Annotated in this window: 17 protein-coding genes and 1 tRNA gene; 10 read left to right on the top strand and 8 right to left on the bottom strand. The window is 65.6% G+C overall.

The features are described from left to right. Positions 1–121: 121 nt before the first annotated feature. Genes ACWEO2_RS02315 through ACWEO2_RS02325 form a run of 3 tightly spaced genes read left to right on the top strand, consistent with a single transcriptional unit; the run spans position 122 to position 2,581 of the window. Complete coding sequence (locus tag ACWEO2_RS02315) at positions 122–1,180, top strand: YncE family protein (protein ID WP_452403655.1); 1,059 nt, start codon at positions 122–124, stop codon at positions 1,178–1,180. Next, positions 1,180–1,500, top strand: coding sequence for a DUF5703 family protein (locus tag ACWEO2_RS02320; protein WP_452403713.1), 321 nt, complete (start codon positions 1,180–1,182; stop codon positions 1,498–1,500). The genes ACWEO2_RS02315 and ACWEO2_RS02320 overlap by 1 nt, the downstream gene beginning before the upstream one ends. A 4-nt stretch (positions 1,501–1,504) precedes the next feature. Next, positions 1,505–2,581, top strand: coding sequence for a quinone-dependent dihydroorotate dehydrogenase (locus tag ACWEO2_RS02325; protein WP_452403656.1), 1,077 nt, complete (start codon positions 1,505–1,507; stop codon positions 2,579–2,581). A 286-nt stretch (positions 2,582–2,867) separates the two neighbouring features. Here the strand turns inward: ACWEO2_RS02325 and ACWEO2_RS02330 are convergent, their stop codons facing one another. From ACWEO2_RS02330 to ACWEO2_RS02340, 3 genes are read right to left on the bottom strand one after another with little or no spacing between them, the layout of a single operon-like run. After that, a complete protein-coding gene (locus ACWEO2_RS02330) occupies positions 2,868–3,281 on the bottom strand; it encodes a hypothetical protein (protein ID WP_452403657.1) in 414 nt (137 codons plus the stop codon). Beyond that, positions 3,278–3,562, bottom strand: a complete 285-nt coding sequence (locus ACWEO2_RS02335) for a hypothetical protein (RefSeq protein ID WP_354955194.1) — start codon at positions 3,560–3,562, stop codon at positions 3,278–3,280. The genes ACWEO2_RS02330 and ACWEO2_RS02335 overlap by 4 nt, the downstream gene beginning before the upstream one ends. Continuing rightward, a complete protein-coding gene (locus tag ACWEO2_RS02340; protein ID WP_452403658.1) occupies positions 3,559–3,849 on the bottom strand; it encodes a hypothetical protein in 291 nt (96 codons plus the stop codon). Before ACWEO2_RS02340 ends, ACWEO2_RS02335 begins: the two co-directional genes overlap by 4 nt. Before the next feature lie 456 nt (positions 3,850–4,305). On the opposite strand from ACWEO2_RS02340, the gene ACWEO2_RS02345 reads away from it, so the two are divergent. The 3 genes from ACWEO2_RS02345 to ACWEO2_RS02355 all read left to right on the top strand — a co-directional run bounded on the left by ACWEO2_RS02345 (position 4,306) and on the right by ACWEO2_RS02355 (position 8,708). Then, positions 4,306–5,808 carry a PfkB family carbohydrate kinase gene (locus ACWEO2_RS02345; RefSeq protein WP_452403659.1) on the top strand — a complete coding sequence of 501 codons (1,503 nt, stop codon included), beginning with the start codon at positions 4,306–4,308 and terminating at the stop codon, positions 5,806–5,808. Positions 5,809–5,951: 143 nt separating this feature from the next. Then, positions 5,952–6,677 carry a GTP cyclohydrolase II gene (locus tag ACWEO2_RS02350; protein ID WP_452403660.1) on the top strand — a complete coding sequence of 242 codons (726 nt, stop codon included), beginning with the start codon at positions 5,952–5,954 and terminating at the stop codon, positions 6,675–6,677. A gap of 198 nt (positions 6,678–6,875) precedes the next feature. Next, positions 6,876–8,708 carry an AMP-dependent synthetase/ligase gene (locus ACWEO2_RS02355; RefSeq protein WP_452403661.1) on the top strand — a complete coding sequence of 611 codons (1,833 nt, stop codon included), beginning with the start codon at positions 6,876–6,878 and terminating at the stop codon, positions 8,706–8,708. A 90-nt stretch (positions 8,709–8,798) separates the two neighbouring features. Here the strand turns inward: ACWEO2_RS02355 and ACWEO2_RS02360 are convergent, their stop codons facing one another. The 3 genes from ACWEO2_RS02360 to ACWEO2_RS02370 all read right to left on the bottom strand — a co-directional run bounded on the left by ACWEO2_RS02360 (position 8,799) and on the right by ACWEO2_RS02370 (position 11,303). Continuing rightward, positions 8,799–9,335 (bottom strand): YbhB/YbcL family Raf kinase inhibitor-like protein, encoded by a 537-nt coding sequence (locus tag ACWEO2_RS02360; protein ID WP_452403662.1) that lies wholly within the window; start codon positions 9,333–9,335, stop codon positions 8,799–8,801. Between the two features lie 17 nt (positions 9,336–9,352). Next, complete coding sequence (locus ACWEO2_RS02365; protein WP_452403663.1) at positions 9,353–10,738, bottom strand: M20/M25/M40 family metallo-hydrolase; 1,386 nt, start codon at positions 10,736–10,738, stop codon at positions 9,353–9,355. A gap of 208 nt (positions 10,739–10,946) precedes the next feature. Further along, on the bottom strand, positions 10,947–11,303 hold the full coding sequence (locus tag ACWEO2_RS02370; protein WP_452403664.1) for a winged helix-turn-helix transcriptional regulator: 357 nt from the start codon (positions 11,301–11,303) through the stop codon (positions 10,947–10,949). A gap of 61 nt (positions 11,304–11,364) precedes the next feature. Between ACWEO2_RS02370 and ACWEO2_RS02375 the strand changes: the two genes are divergently transcribed. Further along, positions 11,365–11,904: an NAD(P)-binding domain-containing protein gene (locus ACWEO2_RS02375; protein ID WP_452403665.1), complete on the top strand. Its 540-nt coding sequence runs from the start codon at positions 11,365–11,367 to the stop codon at positions 11,902–11,904. 108 nt (positions 11,905–12,012) lie between these two features. After that, a tRNA-Leu gene (locus ACWEO2_RS02380) sits at positions 12,013–12,100 on the top strand. A gap of 45 nt (positions 12,101–12,145) precedes the next feature. Here ACWEO2_RS02380 and ACWEO2_RS02385 read toward each other — a convergent pair. Together ACWEO2_RS02385 and ACWEO2_RS02390 are read right to left on the bottom strand one after the other, a co-directional pair. Then, positions 12,146–12,442: a hypothetical protein gene (locus ACWEO2_RS02385; RefSeq protein ID WP_452403666.1), complete on the bottom strand. Its 297-nt coding sequence runs from the start codon at positions 12,440–12,442 to the stop codon at positions 12,146–12,148. 642 nt (positions 12,443–13,084) lie between these two features. After that, positions 13,085–13,504, bottom strand: a complete 420-nt coding sequence (locus tag ACWEO2_RS02390) for a carboxylesterase family protein (protein WP_452403667.1) — start codon at positions 13,502–13,504, stop codon at positions 13,085–13,087. Positions 13,505–13,972: 468 nt separating this feature from the next. On the opposite strand from ACWEO2_RS02390, the gene ACWEO2_RS02395 reads away from it, so the two are divergent. Both ACWEO2_RS02395 and ACWEO2_RS02400 read left to right on the top strand, forming a co-directional pair. Next, a complete protein-coding gene (locus ACWEO2_RS02395) occupies positions 13,973–14,425 on the top strand; it encodes a hypothetical protein (RefSeq protein WP_452403668.1) in 453 nt (150 codons plus the stop codon). Between the two features lie 437 nt (positions 14,426–14,862). Then, positions 14,863–15,816, top strand: coding sequence for an NAD(P)-dependent alcohol dehydrogenase (locus ACWEO2_RS02400; RefSeq protein ID WP_452403669.1), 954 nt, complete (start codon positions 14,863–14,865; stop codon positions 15,814–15,816). The last annotated feature ends 2 nt before the right edge of the window (positions 15,817–15,818 follow it).

Raw genomic sequence — 15,818 nt, forward strand, 5'->3', positions numbered from 1 at the left:
ACGGTAACCCCGATCACCGACATTCATCGTCAGCGACGACCCCGGTAGGCCGGGAAGGTGCGCCATCATGGTCAGATGGTGATGTAGCGGGATAGTTCGTCGTATGTAAGGAGTTCGCTGGATGCGCCCTCGTGGTTGGCTCCCCTCAGCACTCGCTAGCGTGGCGGTGCTGGTGCTGATCGCCGGATGTTCCTCCGACTCCGATGGCGACAAGCTACAGACCCGGCCCGCGGCCACCGCGGCGGTCGCACCCGAGCGGACCGCACAACCCACCGGGGACGTTCTGCGGCTGGCGAACCCGATCGGCGGGCTGCTCGCGGAGACGGGTACCGGCACGTTGGTTGCGCTCGATACGAGCCGTGACGCGGGCACCACGCTGTTCGTCATCGACCCCGCGACGATCGCGCGCAAGGATGCCGAGGGCGCTTCCGACACCGGCGTGCGCACTCTGCTGCTGCCCGCCCGCGGCATCGGCTTGGCGCAGGGTAAACCGGGTGAACTACTGGTCCCCGCCGACCACCGCATCATGCGTGTCGACATCACCTCCGGCGTCACCACCGACATCCCCGTCGACGGGGACGCCAGATCGGTGCGCTACCGCGACGACGGCGCATTGTTCGTCGGCACCGCGGACGGCAAGGTGCGCGAACTCGCGCCCGACGGTACCGTCGCCGAGACCATCTCCGGCCTCGCCTCCGCCGATGCCCTGGCCCTGACCGGCGATCACCTCTCGGTCCTGGACCGCCGCCAGACCTCGCTGACCCAACTCGACCTCGGCAAAGACCGCCTCGGTCTGGCGCTGCGCGCAGGCGATGGCGCGACCAACCTGATCACCGATCCGTTCGGTCGCATTACCGTCACCGACACCGCCGGTAACGAACTGCTGGTCTACACCGCGGGACCGCTCGTACTGCGTCAGCGATTCCCGGTAGGATCGTCGCCTTACGCGCTCGCCTACGATCAGCGGTCCGACACCGTGTGGGTGACGTGCACGCAGAGCAATGAAGTCGTCGGATTCGACCTGTCGACGGGTATACCGAAAGAAGTGGGCCGATTCCCGACGGTGCGACAGCCGAATTCGGTGACCATCGACCAGCGCACCGGTGACCTGTTCGTCGGTTCCGCGACCGGAGACGGTCTGCAGCGGATCCGCGCGGACCAGCGGAAGAAAGGGCAATGATGGCGCCACAATCAGCGACGGGCCCGGAGGAGGCAGCACAGCGCGACCACGCGGGGCGCCGCGGCCGCCGCCAGCCGAATCGGGCCGCGCGCGCAGCGCTTCCGGCGAGCTGGGAAACCAGCAGCGACGACTACGAATATGTGCCGCTGCGGCTGCCACCGGAGGTGACCCGGGTGACGGCGTCGATGCGGCTGGCCATCCAAGCCGAATTCGGCGGTTGGGAACTGTCCCGCGTGCGGGCCTATACCGACGGCAGCAGGCGAGTGCTGCTGCGCAGGCGAAAAACCGCACTACTACCCCAGCCCGAACCGGGAATGTGAGGCTATGTATTCACTGCTGCTGCGCCTGATGTTCTTGCTGCCGCCGGAACGCATCCACCACCTGGCGTTCACGGCTATGCGGCTGGCCGCCCGGTTCGGGCCGTCGCGCTGGGCGATGACCAAGGTGCTCACCACCGATGATCCGATTCTGCGCAACCACGCATTCGGCATCGACTTTCCCGCGCCGCTGGGCTTGGCCGCCGGATTCGACAAGAACGCCGACGGTGTCGACGCCTGGGCGCCACTGGGATTCGGCTTCGCCGAGATCGGCACCGTTACCGCACAGGCCCAGCCCGGCAATCCCGCACCGCGCCTGTTCCGGCTGACCGCCGACCGCGGCCTGATCAACCGGATGGGCTTCAACAATCATGGCGCCGCCGCAGCGGCCGAACATCTGCGCGCGCGCCGCGGCGGGGTCCCGATCGGCGCGAATATCGGCAAGACGAAGATCGTCGAACCCGCCGCCGCCGCAGCCGATTACGCGGTCAGTGCCGCTCTGCTCGGGCCGCTCGCCGACTTCGTCGTCGTCAATGTCAGCTCCCCCAATACTCCCGGACTGCGTGACCTGCAGGCCGTTGAATCCCTGCGCCCGGTGCTGCAGGCCGTCCTCGACAGCGTCGAGGTTCCGGTACTGGTGAAGATCGCCCCCGATCTGTCCGATGAGGACGTCGACGCGGTCGCCGATCTCGCCGTCGAACTCGGTCTCGCGGGCATTGTCGCCACCAACACCACCATCCGCCGCGACGGCCTGCGCACCGATCCCGCCGCGGTGGCGGCCATGGGTGCGGGCGGCCTGTCCGGTCCGCCCGTCGCCGAGCGCTCCCTGGAAGTCCTGCGCCGCCTCTACCGCCGCGTCGGCGACCGCTTGGTGCTGATCTCGGTCGGCGGTATCGAAACCGCCGACCAGGCCTGGGAGCGTATCCTCGCCGGAGCCACCCTGCTGCAGGGCTACACCGGGTTCATCTACGGCGGACCGTTCTGGATGCGCCACATCCACCACGGGCTGGCGCAGCGACTGCGCGCGGGCGGATACCACTCGATCGCCGAGGCGGTCGGGGCGGAGCACGTCGCGCACACCTGATCCCGACCGGTCCTTTCGGGCGACCAGGCATCGTTGCGGGACATGTCATTTCGCGGATACCGGGCCTAAGCTGGTGTGCGGCAAAGAGAACGTGGACACCGGACTGGTCATGGTCGTTCCCGGCGCGACACCGGTGGCCGTGACAAGCCCTTGGCCGCCGCGATGCCGACCATTCACGAGATCGACCAGATCGTCGCTCCGACTCGATAATCGCGGCGATGGACAACCGCCGCGATGACATCGGCCGCCTCCCCTCCGAGCGACCGATGCACCGTGGCGCCGCACGCTATCCGAACACCCGCGGTGGCCGGTCCGCGTGCGGCGACATCCGATGGGAGCCGAAGGTACACCCTGCGGTGCCACGGCCTGCCGGTTCACCGTCATCATCCTGAATCTCATTGGGCCGCTGGTGGAGTCGGGCCAGGATCCGCTTGGACAGCCGGATCACCGCCTCCTCCCAGATGATGCCGACCCTCCCGGCCAGGATTGCCGCATCGGCATGGGCATGGTGATCGTGGACGCTGTCGAGATCGCTCAGGGTCTCGTCGAGTTCCATACCGGCCATTGCCTGTTCGCGGGTGAGTAGCCGGTCGGGTAGCCAGCTCAGCCGCCATCCCGCGGTCGCGGAAACGGATTCGCGGTATGCGGACTCGGGCGAAAGATCGCTGATCATGGTCCATTCGGTGGCCATGACGGTCATGGGTGCCTCCGGTGTTGCAGTTCGAGCCCGATGAGCTCGAGGGGTATTCCGAGTTGCCCGGCGCATACGCAGGCCCGTGCTCGAACCGTCGAGTCGTGCCGGAAATCCTGGGTGCTGAAGATCTCTGCGAGATCCATCCCCGCCATTGCCTGGTCCCGTGTCAGCAGCCGGTCGGGCAGCCAGCTCAGCCGCCACGATTTCGCCCACTCCCCCGCCAGCCGGTGGGCCGACTCCGCGGTGATATCGCTGGTCATGGACCAATGAGTTACGTAGATGGTCACGAATGCCTCCTGTCGAGCATCCGTTGGTGCAGCAGGTGCAGGATCTGCTGCACGGTGAGTCCGAGTTGGTCGGCCAATGCCCGCGCGTGCGCGTCGTGGTCCGATACCGGGCCCGGAAGGCTCAGGATCTCCTGCAATTGCATTCCGGCCCAAGCCTGTTCGCGGGTCAGCTGGTTGGGCAACCAGCTCAGTCGCCATGCCGGTTCGTTGTGGCCCACCATCCGCCACGCCCATTCGTCGGGCGTGACGCTGCTGGTCATGGACCGGCTGCATTCGTAGATCGTCACGGCTGTCTCCAGGGGCGGAGGATGTCGCCGACCGCATTGTGGGTGCACTGAGCCGCGGTCGACCGCAGCGGCGCGGTCAGCCGGGCTCGCTGCTCTCGGATGGAGCAGGCGGCGAAGGTTGCTGGTTATGCGAATGTCCTCGGCGAACGTGAATCGTTCACCTAGACCGTTGCGCGGTTCGGCTCGAGCTCGGTATCGGTCCCGCCGGCCCTTGGCTCCCCGCGCCGACGTGCGTTCCGTATCAGCAGAATCACTTTCATCACCAGGCCCTCCCGAGTTATCTGGTGGGCGACCGCAGTCGCCGTAACTCAGTGTGGCATTTGCCATTCACTACGGTCAATTGCCGTTGTAAGTTGGTAATTGCCGGTTCATGCGGCGGCTAAACCCGAAGACTGGGTAACACCCATGGATACCACGACGAAACACCGACGAACCACACGGAGATGGATCTCGCCCATGGTCCAGCAGGACTCACGCACGGTTGCCATCCGCAATATCCTCACCCGCCTCAGCAAGCGCTCGGGCCTGAGCGTGGATCGCTTGCGTACCACCGAGATCGACGTGGCCCCGCTGCTGGATCTGCCCATCGTTCAACAGCGTGCCCAGCAGGAGAGAGTCTCGCCGGAGGAGGCCGTGCTACCCGTGGTCAGCGACCTGGCGCGACAGCTGGATCCCACCAATCGGTTGATCGCCGACGTCGAGCTGTCGCTCGGGCTGCTGCGCGAAAAGCATTCGGCCGGAATCGATCACGACCGTCTGTATGCCGCGGACCTCGGTGAACGCCGGGAGTATCTGACCGCGCAGTGGCGGCTACTGCACGAGGCGCTCGGGGCCGAGTCCATTCCCGACGCGCCGTCGGTACGGTCGTTGCGGGCAACGCCCGAACGTCGGGCATTTACCGCCTTGGCCGGACAACTGGCGGCCGCTTCGGCGTATTCGGTGTCGAACTACCGATTCACCCCCGAACCGAAAGTCCTTATCGCACTACCGGACTCACAGCCGCGCCAAGGGATGGTGACGGTCATCGGATCCGCGGTGATCGACCACATCTACCGGATCAGCAATATTCCGTCGGCGGGCAAGTCCACGCCCGGCAGTTTCGAGGTGCATGCTGGCGGCAAGGGCCTCAACCGTGCGGTTGCCGCCGCGCGCCTCGGACTCCGGGTTCGGCTGGTCTCGGCCGTCGGCGACGATGATGCGGGCAGGCATATCCTCAACTACCTGGCCACCGAAAACGTCGATACCGAGTTGGTCAGGGTGGTGCCGGGCGCACAAACGAACGTGTCGGCGGTGATGATCACCAGCACCGGTGTGTCCAGCAAGATCGGTTGCGAGGATGACCGCATCTGGCAGGGGGCATGCGATATGCGCGATCCGAAACTGCGTGCGACACTCGAATCCTCGGACGCGGTCCTGCTGACCTTCGAGCAGCCTGCCGAGGCGATCCGGCGGGTGCTGGCCGTGGTCCGCGGGTTGGCGAATCCGCCATCGCTGGTAGTGCATCCGTCGCCACCGGTCGATTCGCCACAGTACTTCTATGAGTATCTGAATGCCGTGGACTACCTCGTGGGTGCGCCGTGGGAATTGCGCCGCATGCTGCCGGGAGAATCCGGCGCGGCCGGACCCGACGATGCCCAGCGACTGCTCAGCCTCGGTGTACGAGCGGTGTGTACGACCGAGGGGTTCCGGTGCACCGTCCGGTCCGCCGAGGTCACTGCCGATATCGCGAATTTCCCAGTTGCACTGGAGGATTCGCCGGGCGCGGCGGCGGCGTTCTCGGCAGCGCTGGCATATCAGCTCGTCACCACCGGTCGACCGGCCGATGAACCGGCATTTCGCTGGGCGACAGCGGCCATGGTCGCAACCCAGTCGTTCGGCGATATTCCCGATGCCATGCCGTCTGTTCGGGATATCGACCGAATTGTGCAGCTCGCCAGGGAAGGGTCGGCCGGGGCCTGACGCTGGGGTTCGGCGCGGCTCGAGAGATTTACAGCGCCGAAATCGGGATCGCGTTAGAGTTCCGTCGTTCGCCTGGCAGCCCGAGGAATCTCGTGCCGCAAACGACTGCAAACCCAACTATCCACATCGTCTTCGGAGGAGCATTGACCACAGCTGTGCCCGATCGTGGTGAGACCGCCCATCGGCTCACCCGCAAGGGGCATGATCTGCAGGTTCGTGTGATGGAAGTGGCCGGTGGCGCCGAGTACGGGCATGTGCTCGTCTTCGGCAATGCCGACGATGGGTGTCTGGTCCGGGTGCATTCGCGGTGCCTGTACGGCGAAGGACTCGGCTCGGATGATTGCGATTGTGGGCCCGAACTCGACAAGTCCCTGGATCTGATCTGGGCCGAGGGCAGTGGCGTCCTTGTCTATCTGGAGCAAGAGGGCCGTGGCGTCGGCCTGATCGCCAAGGCGCTCGGCTACCGGGAAAGTCAGCGTTCGGGCGCGGACACCTTCACCAGCTACGAGCGGCTCGGATTCCCCGCGGACAGTCGCAGCTATCTGCACGCGGCGAAGAGCCTGCTGGATCTCGGACTGACCCGGGTACGCCTGCTCACCAACAATCCGGACAAGGTCACGGAGCTGCGTGCGGCTGGTCTGACGGTCATCATGGAGCCGCTGCTGACCCCGGTACTCAGCGCGCGGGCCGCCGCTTACCTCGATGCGAAACGTCGGCGCCGCGGCCATTTGATCCCCACCAGCGATGTGCCATGGGCGCCCGATGTGCAACCGGTATTGAAGCGTAAGAGCCGCATCTGGCGCATATTCACGATGCGCGGCCCAGTCCGGCGGGCCCGCCGCCGTACCGCACTTCCCGCATCCAAGTAGTGCACACGATTACCCCGGTCTGATCACCCCGGTCTGGCTAGCATGAGTGAGCCGCGCCACTCGGTGCTATCCCGCCGCGTGACACGATGAGATAGAGTCCCCTGCAATCTATCAGAAGCAGCGGGTCTCGGGCCGTGTGAGAACCGCACGGTTATGCGCTGGGCGCGGTTCACGCCAGAGATATCGGGAAACGGGAAGATGACGACAACAGAAATCGGTTTCGCGCACGCGTCCGGCAAGACGGTCTATACGGTGCCCGAGGCATTCCAGGAGACCGTGAAGTTGCGACCGGACCAGGTCGCAGTGCGCACGGCCGGCGGCGCCACGGAGATCACCTGGCGCGAGTACGGCGAACGGGTGAAGGCGCTGGCGGCGGGGCTGGCCGGACTCGGAGTCGGCCACGGCGACACCGTCGGGATCATGCTCACCAACCGGCCCGAGTTCAATCTGGTGGACACCGCCGCACTGCATCTGGGCGCCACCCCGTTCTCCATCTACAACACCAGTTCCGCCGAGCAGATCGCCCACCTGTTCACCAATGCCGAGAACAAGGTGGTGATCACCGAGCGCGCCTTCCTCGATGTGATCAGGGGCGCGGGGGTCGCGCTGGAGCACATCGTGGTGGTGGACGGTCCGGCCGCCGATACGGTCAGCCTCGCCGACCTCGAGTCCGATCCGGCCGCCGACTTCGATTTCGATGCGGCCTGGCAAGCGGTCACCCCGGACGATCTCGCGACCTTGATCTACACCTCCGGCACCACCGGCCCGTCCAAGGGCGTGGAGATCACCCACCGCAATGTGATGGCCCAGATCATTGCGCTGGTCAACGGCCCGCTGCAGGTCGGTTTCGACGACCGCGCCATCTCCTATCTGCCCGCCGCGCACGTCGCCGACCGCATCTCCGGGCACGCGATCAGCCTGTTCACCGGCGTTCTGATCACCTGCGTTTCGGATCCGCGCGAGATCGCCGCCGCACTGCCGGACGCCCGCCCCACCGTCTTCTTCGGCGTGCCGCGGGTGTGGCAGAAGATCAAGGCGGGCATCGACGGCAAACTGGCCACCGAACCGAGCCCGGTGAAGAAAGCGCTCGCGAACTGGGCCATCACCACCGGTATCGCGGCCGCGCGGGCCGATCTGTCGGGTAAGGGGCGCGGCGCGCTGCTGGCCGCGCAGTACAAGGTCGCCGATGCGCTGGTGCTCTCGAAGCTGCGGGCCGCGCTCGGTCTGGACAATCTCGAGGTTGCCGCTTCCGGCGCCGCCGCGATCCCGGCCGAAACCCTCGAATACTTCCTCGGACTCGGGTTCAGGGTCACCGAGGTGTGGGGCATGTCGGAGACCACCGGCGTTGCCACCTACACCGAATTGGCCAAGCCGCGACCGGGTTCGGTAGGGCGCGCCGTCGAGGGCCTCGAGCTGCGGCTCGGCGAGGACGGCGAACTGCTGGTGCGCGGCCCGATCATCACACCCGGCTACCGCAAACAGCCCGACAAGACGAAGGAGGCCCTCGACGCCGACGGCTGGCTGTCCACCGGTGATGTCGCCACCATCGATGCCGACGGATACGTGCGCATCGTGGATCGCAAGAAGGAACTGATCATCAACGAGTCGGGCAAGAACATCTCCCCGACCAATGTCGAGAATGCGGTCAAGGCGGCCTCGTCGCTGATCGGCCAGGTGGTGGCGATCGGTGAGGCCAAACCGTTCATCTCCGCGCTGATCGTGCTCGATCCGGATACCGCCGCCATCCGGGCCAAGGAGATCGACGCGCCCGCAGACGATCTCGCCGCACTGGCCACCCGCAAGGAAATTCTTGACGAGGTGCTGGCCGCGGTCGTCGCGGGCAATCGCAAGCTGTCGCGGGTCGAGCAGATCAAGCGGTTCAGCGTGGTCGGCAGGCCGTGGGAGCCCGGCGGTGACGAGCTGACTCCCACGATGAAGCTCAAGCGCAACCCGATCGCGGCCAAGTACGCCGAGGAGATCGGAACGCTGTACGCCACGCCGCTGGCCGAATCGGTCGTGAACGTTTCCTAGGTTTACCCGATACGACTGTGGCCCTGGGCAAACGCTCAGGGCCACAGTCGTTTTGGTCCGTGTGCGATCGCTGACAGACCGGTGTGCTACCTAGGCGACCTCGTACTTGGCGACGATGGTCGCGCGGGCCAGGGTGTGGGAGAAGAGGTTGAAACCGAGGAAGGCGGGAGTGCCGTTCTCATCGATCTCGAGCCTGTCCACGTCGAGCGCGTGCACGACGATGAAGTAGCGGTGGTACCCGTGTCCGGCGGGCGGTGCCGCACCGACGTATCCGGGGAACCCGCCATCGTTGCGCAGCGTGACCGCACCGCTGGGCAGCGACCCGCTCTCGCTACCCGCACCGCGCGGCAGCGAGGTGGTGTCCGCCGGAATATCGGCCACCGCCCAATGCCAGAATCCGGATGCGGTCGGCGCGTCCGGATCGTAGACTGTGACCGCGAAACTCTTTGTCTCCGTAGGGAATCCAGACCAGGACAGCTGCGGCGAGATGTCCTTGCCGCCCGCGCCGAACACCCCGCTGACCTGATCGTTGTCGAACGTCTGGCCCTCGGCGACATCCTCGGACGTCAGCGTGAAGCTGGGCACCTGCGGGAGTGCGTCGTAGGGATTGTAGGAGTAGTCGGGCACGTTGGTCCTTTCGATCGTCAGCTGTTCAACAGGAAGTGTTCCAGCACCCGGGTGCCGAATTCGAGTGACTGCACCGGAACCCGCTCGTCGACACCGTGGAACAGCGCGGTGAAGTCCAGTTCGGGTGGCAGTTGCAGCGGTGCGAAGCCGAAGCAGCGAATGCCCAAGCGGGCGAAGGCCTTTGCGTCGGTACCGCCGGAGAGCATATAGGGCACCGTGCGGCCCTGTAGGTCGTTGGCGAGGATGGCGTTGTTCATCGCGTCGACGAGGTGACCGTCGAATGTCGTTTCGTAGGAGTCGAGTTTGGTGATCCACTCGCGTTCCACGTCTGGGCCGATCAACTCGTCCACCTCACGTTCGAATGCGGCTTGGCGTCCCGGCACCACCCGGCAGTCGACGACCGCCTCGGCGGTCTGCGGGATCACATTCGCCTTGTAACCCGCCTGCAGCATGGTCGGATTCGCGGTATCGCGCAGTGTGGCACCGATGATGCGGGCAATGGTGCCCAGCTTGGCGAGCTGACCCTCGATATCGGGACTGGACGGATCGAACTCCAGCCCGGTCTCCTCGGCGACCGCGGCAAGGAATTCGGCCACCGAATCCGAAAGCACCAGGGGGAAGGTGTGTTTGCCCAGTCTTGCCACCGCCGCGGCCAGAATCGTGACCGCGTTGTCCTCGTGCAAGAACGAGCCGTGACCGGCACGGGCCTTGGCGCGCAACCGCATCCAGCCCAGCCCCTTCTCGGCCGTCTCCACCAGATACAGCCGACGTTCGGTGCCGTCGGGGCGCGGCACCGTCAGCGAGAAGCCGCCGACCTCGCCCACCGCCTCGGTGATCCCGGCGAACAGGTCGGGCCGGTTGTCGACCAGCCACTGCGAACCCCACTTGCCGCCGTTCTCCTCATCGGCGAGGAAGGCGAAGACGATATCGCGCGGCGGCACCGTGCCCTCGATCTTGAACTGCCGCGCGATGGCAAGCATCATGCCGACCATATCCTTCATATCGATCGCTCCGCGGCCCCACACATAGCCATCGCGGACCGCACCGGAGAACGGGTGCACACTCCAGTCGGCGGCCTCGGCGGGCACCACATCCAGATGCCCGTGCATCAGCAGCGCACCGCGACTCGGATCGGCCCCCTTCAACCGCGCGAACACATTGCCGCGCCCCGGCGCCCCCGACTCCACATACTCGGTTGTGTAACCCGCCTGATGCAGCTGATCGGCCACCCATTGCGCACACTCGCGCTCCCCCTTGGTGGTGGCCAGATCTCCGGTATTGGAAGTGTCGAATCGGATCAGCGTACTGACCAACTCGACCACCTCAGATACGGCACGAGATGCGGTGTTCGGACCGGAAACTTCGCCAGTTGCAGACACGTACCCTTTCCTACCACCTGGCATCGCCCCCGCCGCGCCGAACCTCCGGCGTACGAGCGGGTTCGCACCGCCTGTGGTGCGGATTCACGCGCCGATCGCATCAGCATCACGATGATCGCAACCACTGCGCGGTCCGGCTGCGCGAGTAGGATCGCTGGCCGAAGCGCTGATTGCCGTCGACTCGAAAGAGCTCAGCCGCCAGCGCTTTCCGCGATCATGAGTTGCCGTCGCGTCACGCAGACTGGTGGACGCGGTTGGCGCCGATGCGATCGATGCGCGCGCGACCCCACGCGCCCAGCGGCTCCAGCGCCGCATTGAGTGCGCTGCCCAGCTCGGTCAGCCGGTACTCGACCTTCGGTGGCACCTCGCGGTAGATCTCGCGATCGACGATGCCGTCCTCCTCCAATTCGCGCAGCTGTTGGATCAGCATCTTTTCCGAGACCCCGGGCAGACCGCGGCGCAGTTCGCCGAAGCGGCGCACGCCGTGGTTCTCCAGCTCCCACAGGATCAGTGCCTTCCACTTGCCGCCGACCACGTCCATCGCCGCGTCGATGCCGCAGAAGTATGGTCCGGATCTCTTTTCACCCATCGCCTGACCTCGCTACCTGTTCACAAACGTATCGGTAAGTACCTGACCAAATAGTAGGTACTTGTCGACGTCCCTTGTACAGAGCAACCTTGGTGCCAGCGCGCTGACCATCATGTCCTCCAAACTCGAGGAGTTGACACCCGCAATGTCGGACACTCAGCACACCCAGGTGACGGTGCTCGGACTCGGCGCGATGGGCCAGGCCCTGGCCGTAACCCTGGCGCAGGGCGGCAGGCCGACCACGGTGTGGAACCGAACGCCCGGCAAGGACACCGCATTGGTCGCCGCGGGAGCCACCAGTGCAGCCACGGTGGCCGACGCCATCGGCCAGCACGGTCCGATCATCGCCGTGCTGCTCGACCACACCTACGTGCACGCCACCCTCGATCCATACGCCCGCGTCATCGACTCCGGCGACTACACCGCCCCCTTCCAACCGCTCGACTTCCACAAACCCGCCGTCGACGCCATTGTCCGCGCCAGCTGCGACGCCGGAGTCGCCCTGGACATTGTCACCCCCATCAAGAACCTCATCGACCGCCAGATCGCCGACGGCCACGGCCCCCTCGCCTTCGAACGCACCGTCGAAGAACTCGCCTGACCACTCCGCGCGCCGTGCGCTCCCCGAGCGCACGGCCCCAGAAAACTCCAGCTAAACCCGCGATTTGGTCAACGCGGCCACATCCGATAACCTTGCTGAGCACCACCGGTCCGGGTGGCGGAATGGCAGACGCGCTAGCTTGAGGTGCTAGTGCCCTTTATCGGGCGTGGGGGTTCAAGTCCCCCTCCGGACACCAGTGCTAACCACACAAGGGTTGGCTGAGACTGCGGCGACTTGCCGTTCATGGTCGTAGTCGATCTCCACATTTTAGTACCGAGTAGAGCGCGATCTTGTCCTCTGGTACGCCCGCGTTCAGCACGGCGATCGTATCGCCGAGTGCGTCGATCAGTTTGTTGATCTGGGTGGCGGTGAGTATGACTGTGTGCGGGATCTGATCGAATTCGCTTTGGGCGATGGCCTTTTCGGCTTGGGCGGCGTTCATGGCCTCGATCAGGGCGAGTGGGTCTATGCCTGCCTCGATCGCGTCTCGGTGCCGTTGCAGCTTGGTCTCGGCGGCGCTGATCTTGGCGCGGAGCATCTCCCGGCGCGTGTTGCCGTCATCGCTGTTTGGGCCTGGACCAGCCTCTCGACCGTGTGGTCGCGGTTGCGCTGGTTGAACAGGCTCGCGAGCCAGTCATCGAGTGGTCCGAGGATGTGGGATTCACGCAGGTTCACCGTCTTGGGGTGATCGGCGCGCGCTGGGCTTCCCGATGCCAGGGTGCGTGCGATGCACCGATAGTAGGTGCAGCCGTGCACCATCTCCGCCTGCATTTTCCGACCACAGCACACATGACGAATGCTTCCCCGCAGCTGATACGGGCGGGGCAGCGTCGTTTGCCGGGTGCGTTCCAACTTTCCGCGTGAACGGTTACCGATGCCAGCTTTCGCGCGACGGATCAGATGGGCTTCGGTGAAGACCTCGACCGAGACGATCTTCGGGTGCGCGGGCCGACGCGACCGCACGACACGATCGGCACCCGATCGCCGAAACCGGATCACATGCCCCGCTCGCACATCCCAATTAGCAGCTGAGTCGTCAGAGGCGCCGGATCGCCAAGTGTCTCCAGCCGCCAACAGCAACGGTCTTACAGCTACATCCGGCGCCCCGGGTCAGCTGAACCCTACGAGGAGCTCTCGCCAAACCACTTCAGGCCAAACCACTTTAGAAGGTAGGACGGTCTTAGTAGCGACGGATGTCGGCGTTCGAGCGATACGGCTCCCACCTGGGCAGGGCTTGGCCATTGGGTGTCCCTGTGGCGACGAATGCGGCCAGGGCCCCACCGAATTCGGTGGCGATGGTGCGGTCGCTGTCGGTGACGGCGCCGAGCATGGAGGCGTTGGGGTAGGCGTCGAAAGTGCCGAACAGGAAGGGTAATTCGGCGCAGTGTACGGCTCCGAGGTCGTTGGGGTCGGGGGAAGGGCGGCGAGTGAACAGGTAGATGTGTGCCGGATTGCCCTGGGCCGCCCGGTGCCCCTCGCTGCGGTCTGCTACCTGCACTTCTTCGCCCGTTCGAACACCGAGCTTGGCCATGCCGGCGTGTGCGCACGCGACCCCGGCCGCCGCCGCGATCCCGACATGGTCGCCCGAGCACTGGCTCATCACCACTTCGATGGGTGGACACCTACCCGAATCGTACGAGAACTGAACAAAAGCCGCTCGACCATCAGTCGAATACTCAGCGACGCCGCAACAATCGACCTCCCCGACACCGAGATCATCGCCGTGCCCAGCAATGTCCGTACGGATCAGGCTGACACCGACGACATCTCCGGGAGACCGTGCTCCCACGCCGGCTGCTGACTATCGCCACCGCCGCTGGCCCGACTGCCGGACCAGGACGAGCCAGGTGCAGCCGGCAACTGGCGCTGACCGAGGCTCGGCCGCGGGGTGAGTGGTGACCGCCGTCAGCATCGCGGATGCCCTTCCAATCCGTTCCATTGCATTCCAATTCATTCCGTTTCGGCAGACAGCGATCTAGACCCCGGATTCTTCGATGCCGACGCCCAGCAGTCCGTGGCCTGGCTCGCATGGAGCGACCCGGCTGCGCTCGATGCCCGCATCGAGCGGATGTTCACTGAGACGCTGCCCCGGCTGGAAGCGGTACGGGGCACCGAGGGCCGCCCATCGCTCGATGACCGATTCAGCGCCGCCGCCTTCGACTGGATCACTTCCCTGATCGATGTCGCTGCACGTGGCGAGGATGGACGGTACGCGCCCGAAAACGATTATCTCGCGGACCAATTCATCACCTATATCGGCGAGTGGATGGTGCGACGCGTCGAGGGTGTCTGGTTCAACTCTCCTGGGAACGGTGCACCGATCTTCGACCAGTACGGTCCAGCGGTTGGCTACCGATGGTCGCAGGAGTCGACGAACGACCTTCTGGTGTTGCTGTTCATGATGGCCGTGAACAGCGACGACAGCCCGTATGCGTACTTCGTGGACCTTCTGTGCGAGCGCGGACTGGGGTTCGCGGAGGAGCGGGGCAGGCCAGATCTGAAAGCGGAGATCTTGGCGTGATCGCGCTCGGGCGTGAATCCGGAGGTCCAGCCCGACCCAGCAGTGGGTGGCTTTCAGGGGGACCGCAGATCCTCGATAAACGCAAGCGCGACCGACTGCCGACCGGACGGAGACCTCAGTAGACCAGTTCGAGCTAGCTCCCACACGCCGAAATCGGCATGAGCGCGCACTCGCGGCGCGCGTCGCGGACCGGTCGGTCTGGCCAATCACGGGAGAGCGGAGATCAAAAACGGTCGGCCCGTTGATCTTCGGTGCCGACCGCCTGGCCGATACGAACCGCGCGCCACGCGGCATTTCAGGGCATTGCTGGTGTGCGGGATAGGGTTCGGCGAGTCGCGCGGAATGCCAACGCGCCGTTCGCAGGTCGCGGTGGCGGCCCCGCCGACTAGACTTTGCCGCGTGTCACGCTATCGCTCGATCCTTCGTGCCGGAATCGCATGAAGGCCGTCGTGTACGACCGCTACGGCGGCCCAGAGGTGCTGTCGATCGCGGAGGTCCCAGTGCCTTCCCCGGGGCCGAAGCAGGTGCTCGTCCAGGTGCACGCGACGTCGATCAACCTCTCCGACTGGGAGACACTGCGGGGGACGCCGCTGTATTCGCGCATCGGCGGGCTCCGGGCACCCAGACGCCCGGTTCTCGGATCCGATATCGCCGGGCGGGTCGAAGCCGTCGGCTCCGAGGTCACACTGTTCGCACCGGGTGACGAGGTCTACGGCGACAATCTCATGCTCAAAGGCGGGTTCGCGGAATATGCCGTAGTTCCTGAATCGGCGCTGGCCCACAAACCGGCGTCGCTGAGCTTCGCCGAGGCGTCGACCCTGCCACAGGCGGGGGCGATAGCACTACAGGGCACGGCCGGCATCGCAGCCGGTATGTCGGTGTTGATCAACGGAGCGGGCGGCGGGTCCGGAGCGTTCGCGATCCAGTTGGCCAAGAGTGCCGGGGCTCATGTGACCGGGGTGGACAACGCCGCCAAACTGGCGTTCATGCGCACGCTCGGCGCCGACGAGGTCATCGACTATCTCGCTGAGGACTTCACCCGAGCCGGACCGTACGACCGGGTACTCGACCTCGTCGCCCACCGGTCGGTCTTCGCCTATCGCAGATCGGTCGCGCGGGGCGGCCGGTACCGCTGCGTCGGCGGCACCACACGCGCGTTGCTGCGGTTGACGACGGTCGGCGTGGTCACCGGAATGGTGACCGGCCGCAGCCTCGGGGTCCTCGCGGTGAAGGAGGGGCCCGCGCACTTCACACCTCTCGCGGACTCGTGTGTCGCGGGACGGATCGGTATCCACATCGACCGCAGTTTCTCCCTCGACGAGACCGCGAACGCGCTGGCACACGTCGGTGCGGGACGCGCCCTGGGCAAAGTGGTGGTCGAGATCCGCTAATC

The organism is Nocardia sp. NPDC004278 (genome assembly GCF_053602975.1).

Bases quoted from the DNA above. Each gene is read 5' to 3' on its own strand.
- ACWEO2_RS02400 (WP_452403669.1), top strand. From the start codon at position 14,863: ATGAAGGCCGTCGTGTACGACCGCTACGGCGGCCCAGAGGTGCTGTCG.
- ACWEO2_RS02365 (WP_452403663.1), bottom strand. From the start codon at position 10,738: ATGCCAGGTGGTAGGAAAGGGTACGTGTCTGCAACTGGCGAAGTTTCC.
- ACWEO2_RS02355 (WP_452403661.1), top strand. From the start codon at position 6,876: ATGACGACAACAGAAATCGGTTTCGCGCACGCGTCCGGCAAGACGGTC.
- ACWEO2_RS02315 (WP_452403655.1), top strand. From the start codon at position 122: ATGCGCCCTCGTGGTTGGCTCCCCTCAGCACTCGCTAGCGTGGCGGTG.
- ACWEO2_RS02320 (WP_452403713.1), top strand. From the start codon at position 1,180: ATGGCGCCACAATCAGCGACGGGCCCGGAGGAGGCAGCACAGCGCGAC.
- ACWEO2_RS02385 (WP_452403666.1), bottom strand. From the start codon at position 12,442: ATGCTCCGCGCCAAGATCAGCGCCGCCGAGACCAAGCTGCAACGGCAC.
- ACWEO2_RS02370 (WP_452403664.1), bottom strand. From the start codon at position 11,303: ATGGGTGAAAAGAGATCCGGACCATACTTCTGCGGCATCGACGCGGCG.
- ACWEO2_RS02345 (WP_452403659.1), top strand. From the start codon at position 4,306: ATGGTCCAGCAGGACTCACGCACGGTTGCCATCCGCAATATCCTCACC.
- ACWEO2_RS02395 (WP_452403668.1), top strand. From the start codon at position 13,973: ATGTTCACTGAGACGCTGCCCCGGCTGGAAGCGGTACGGGGCACCGAG.
- ACWEO2_RS02325 (WP_452403656.1), top strand. From the start codon at position 1,505: ATGTATTCACTGCTGCTGCGCCTGATGTTCTTGCTGCCGCCGGAACGC.
- ACWEO2_RS02390 (WP_452403667.1), bottom strand. From the start codon at position 13,504: ATGAGCCAGTGCTCGGGCGACCATGTCGGGATCGCGGCGGCGGCCGGG.
- ACWEO2_RS02330 (WP_452403657.1), bottom strand. From the start codon at position 3,281: ATGACCGTCATGGCCACCGAATGGACCATGATCAGCGATCTTTCGCCC.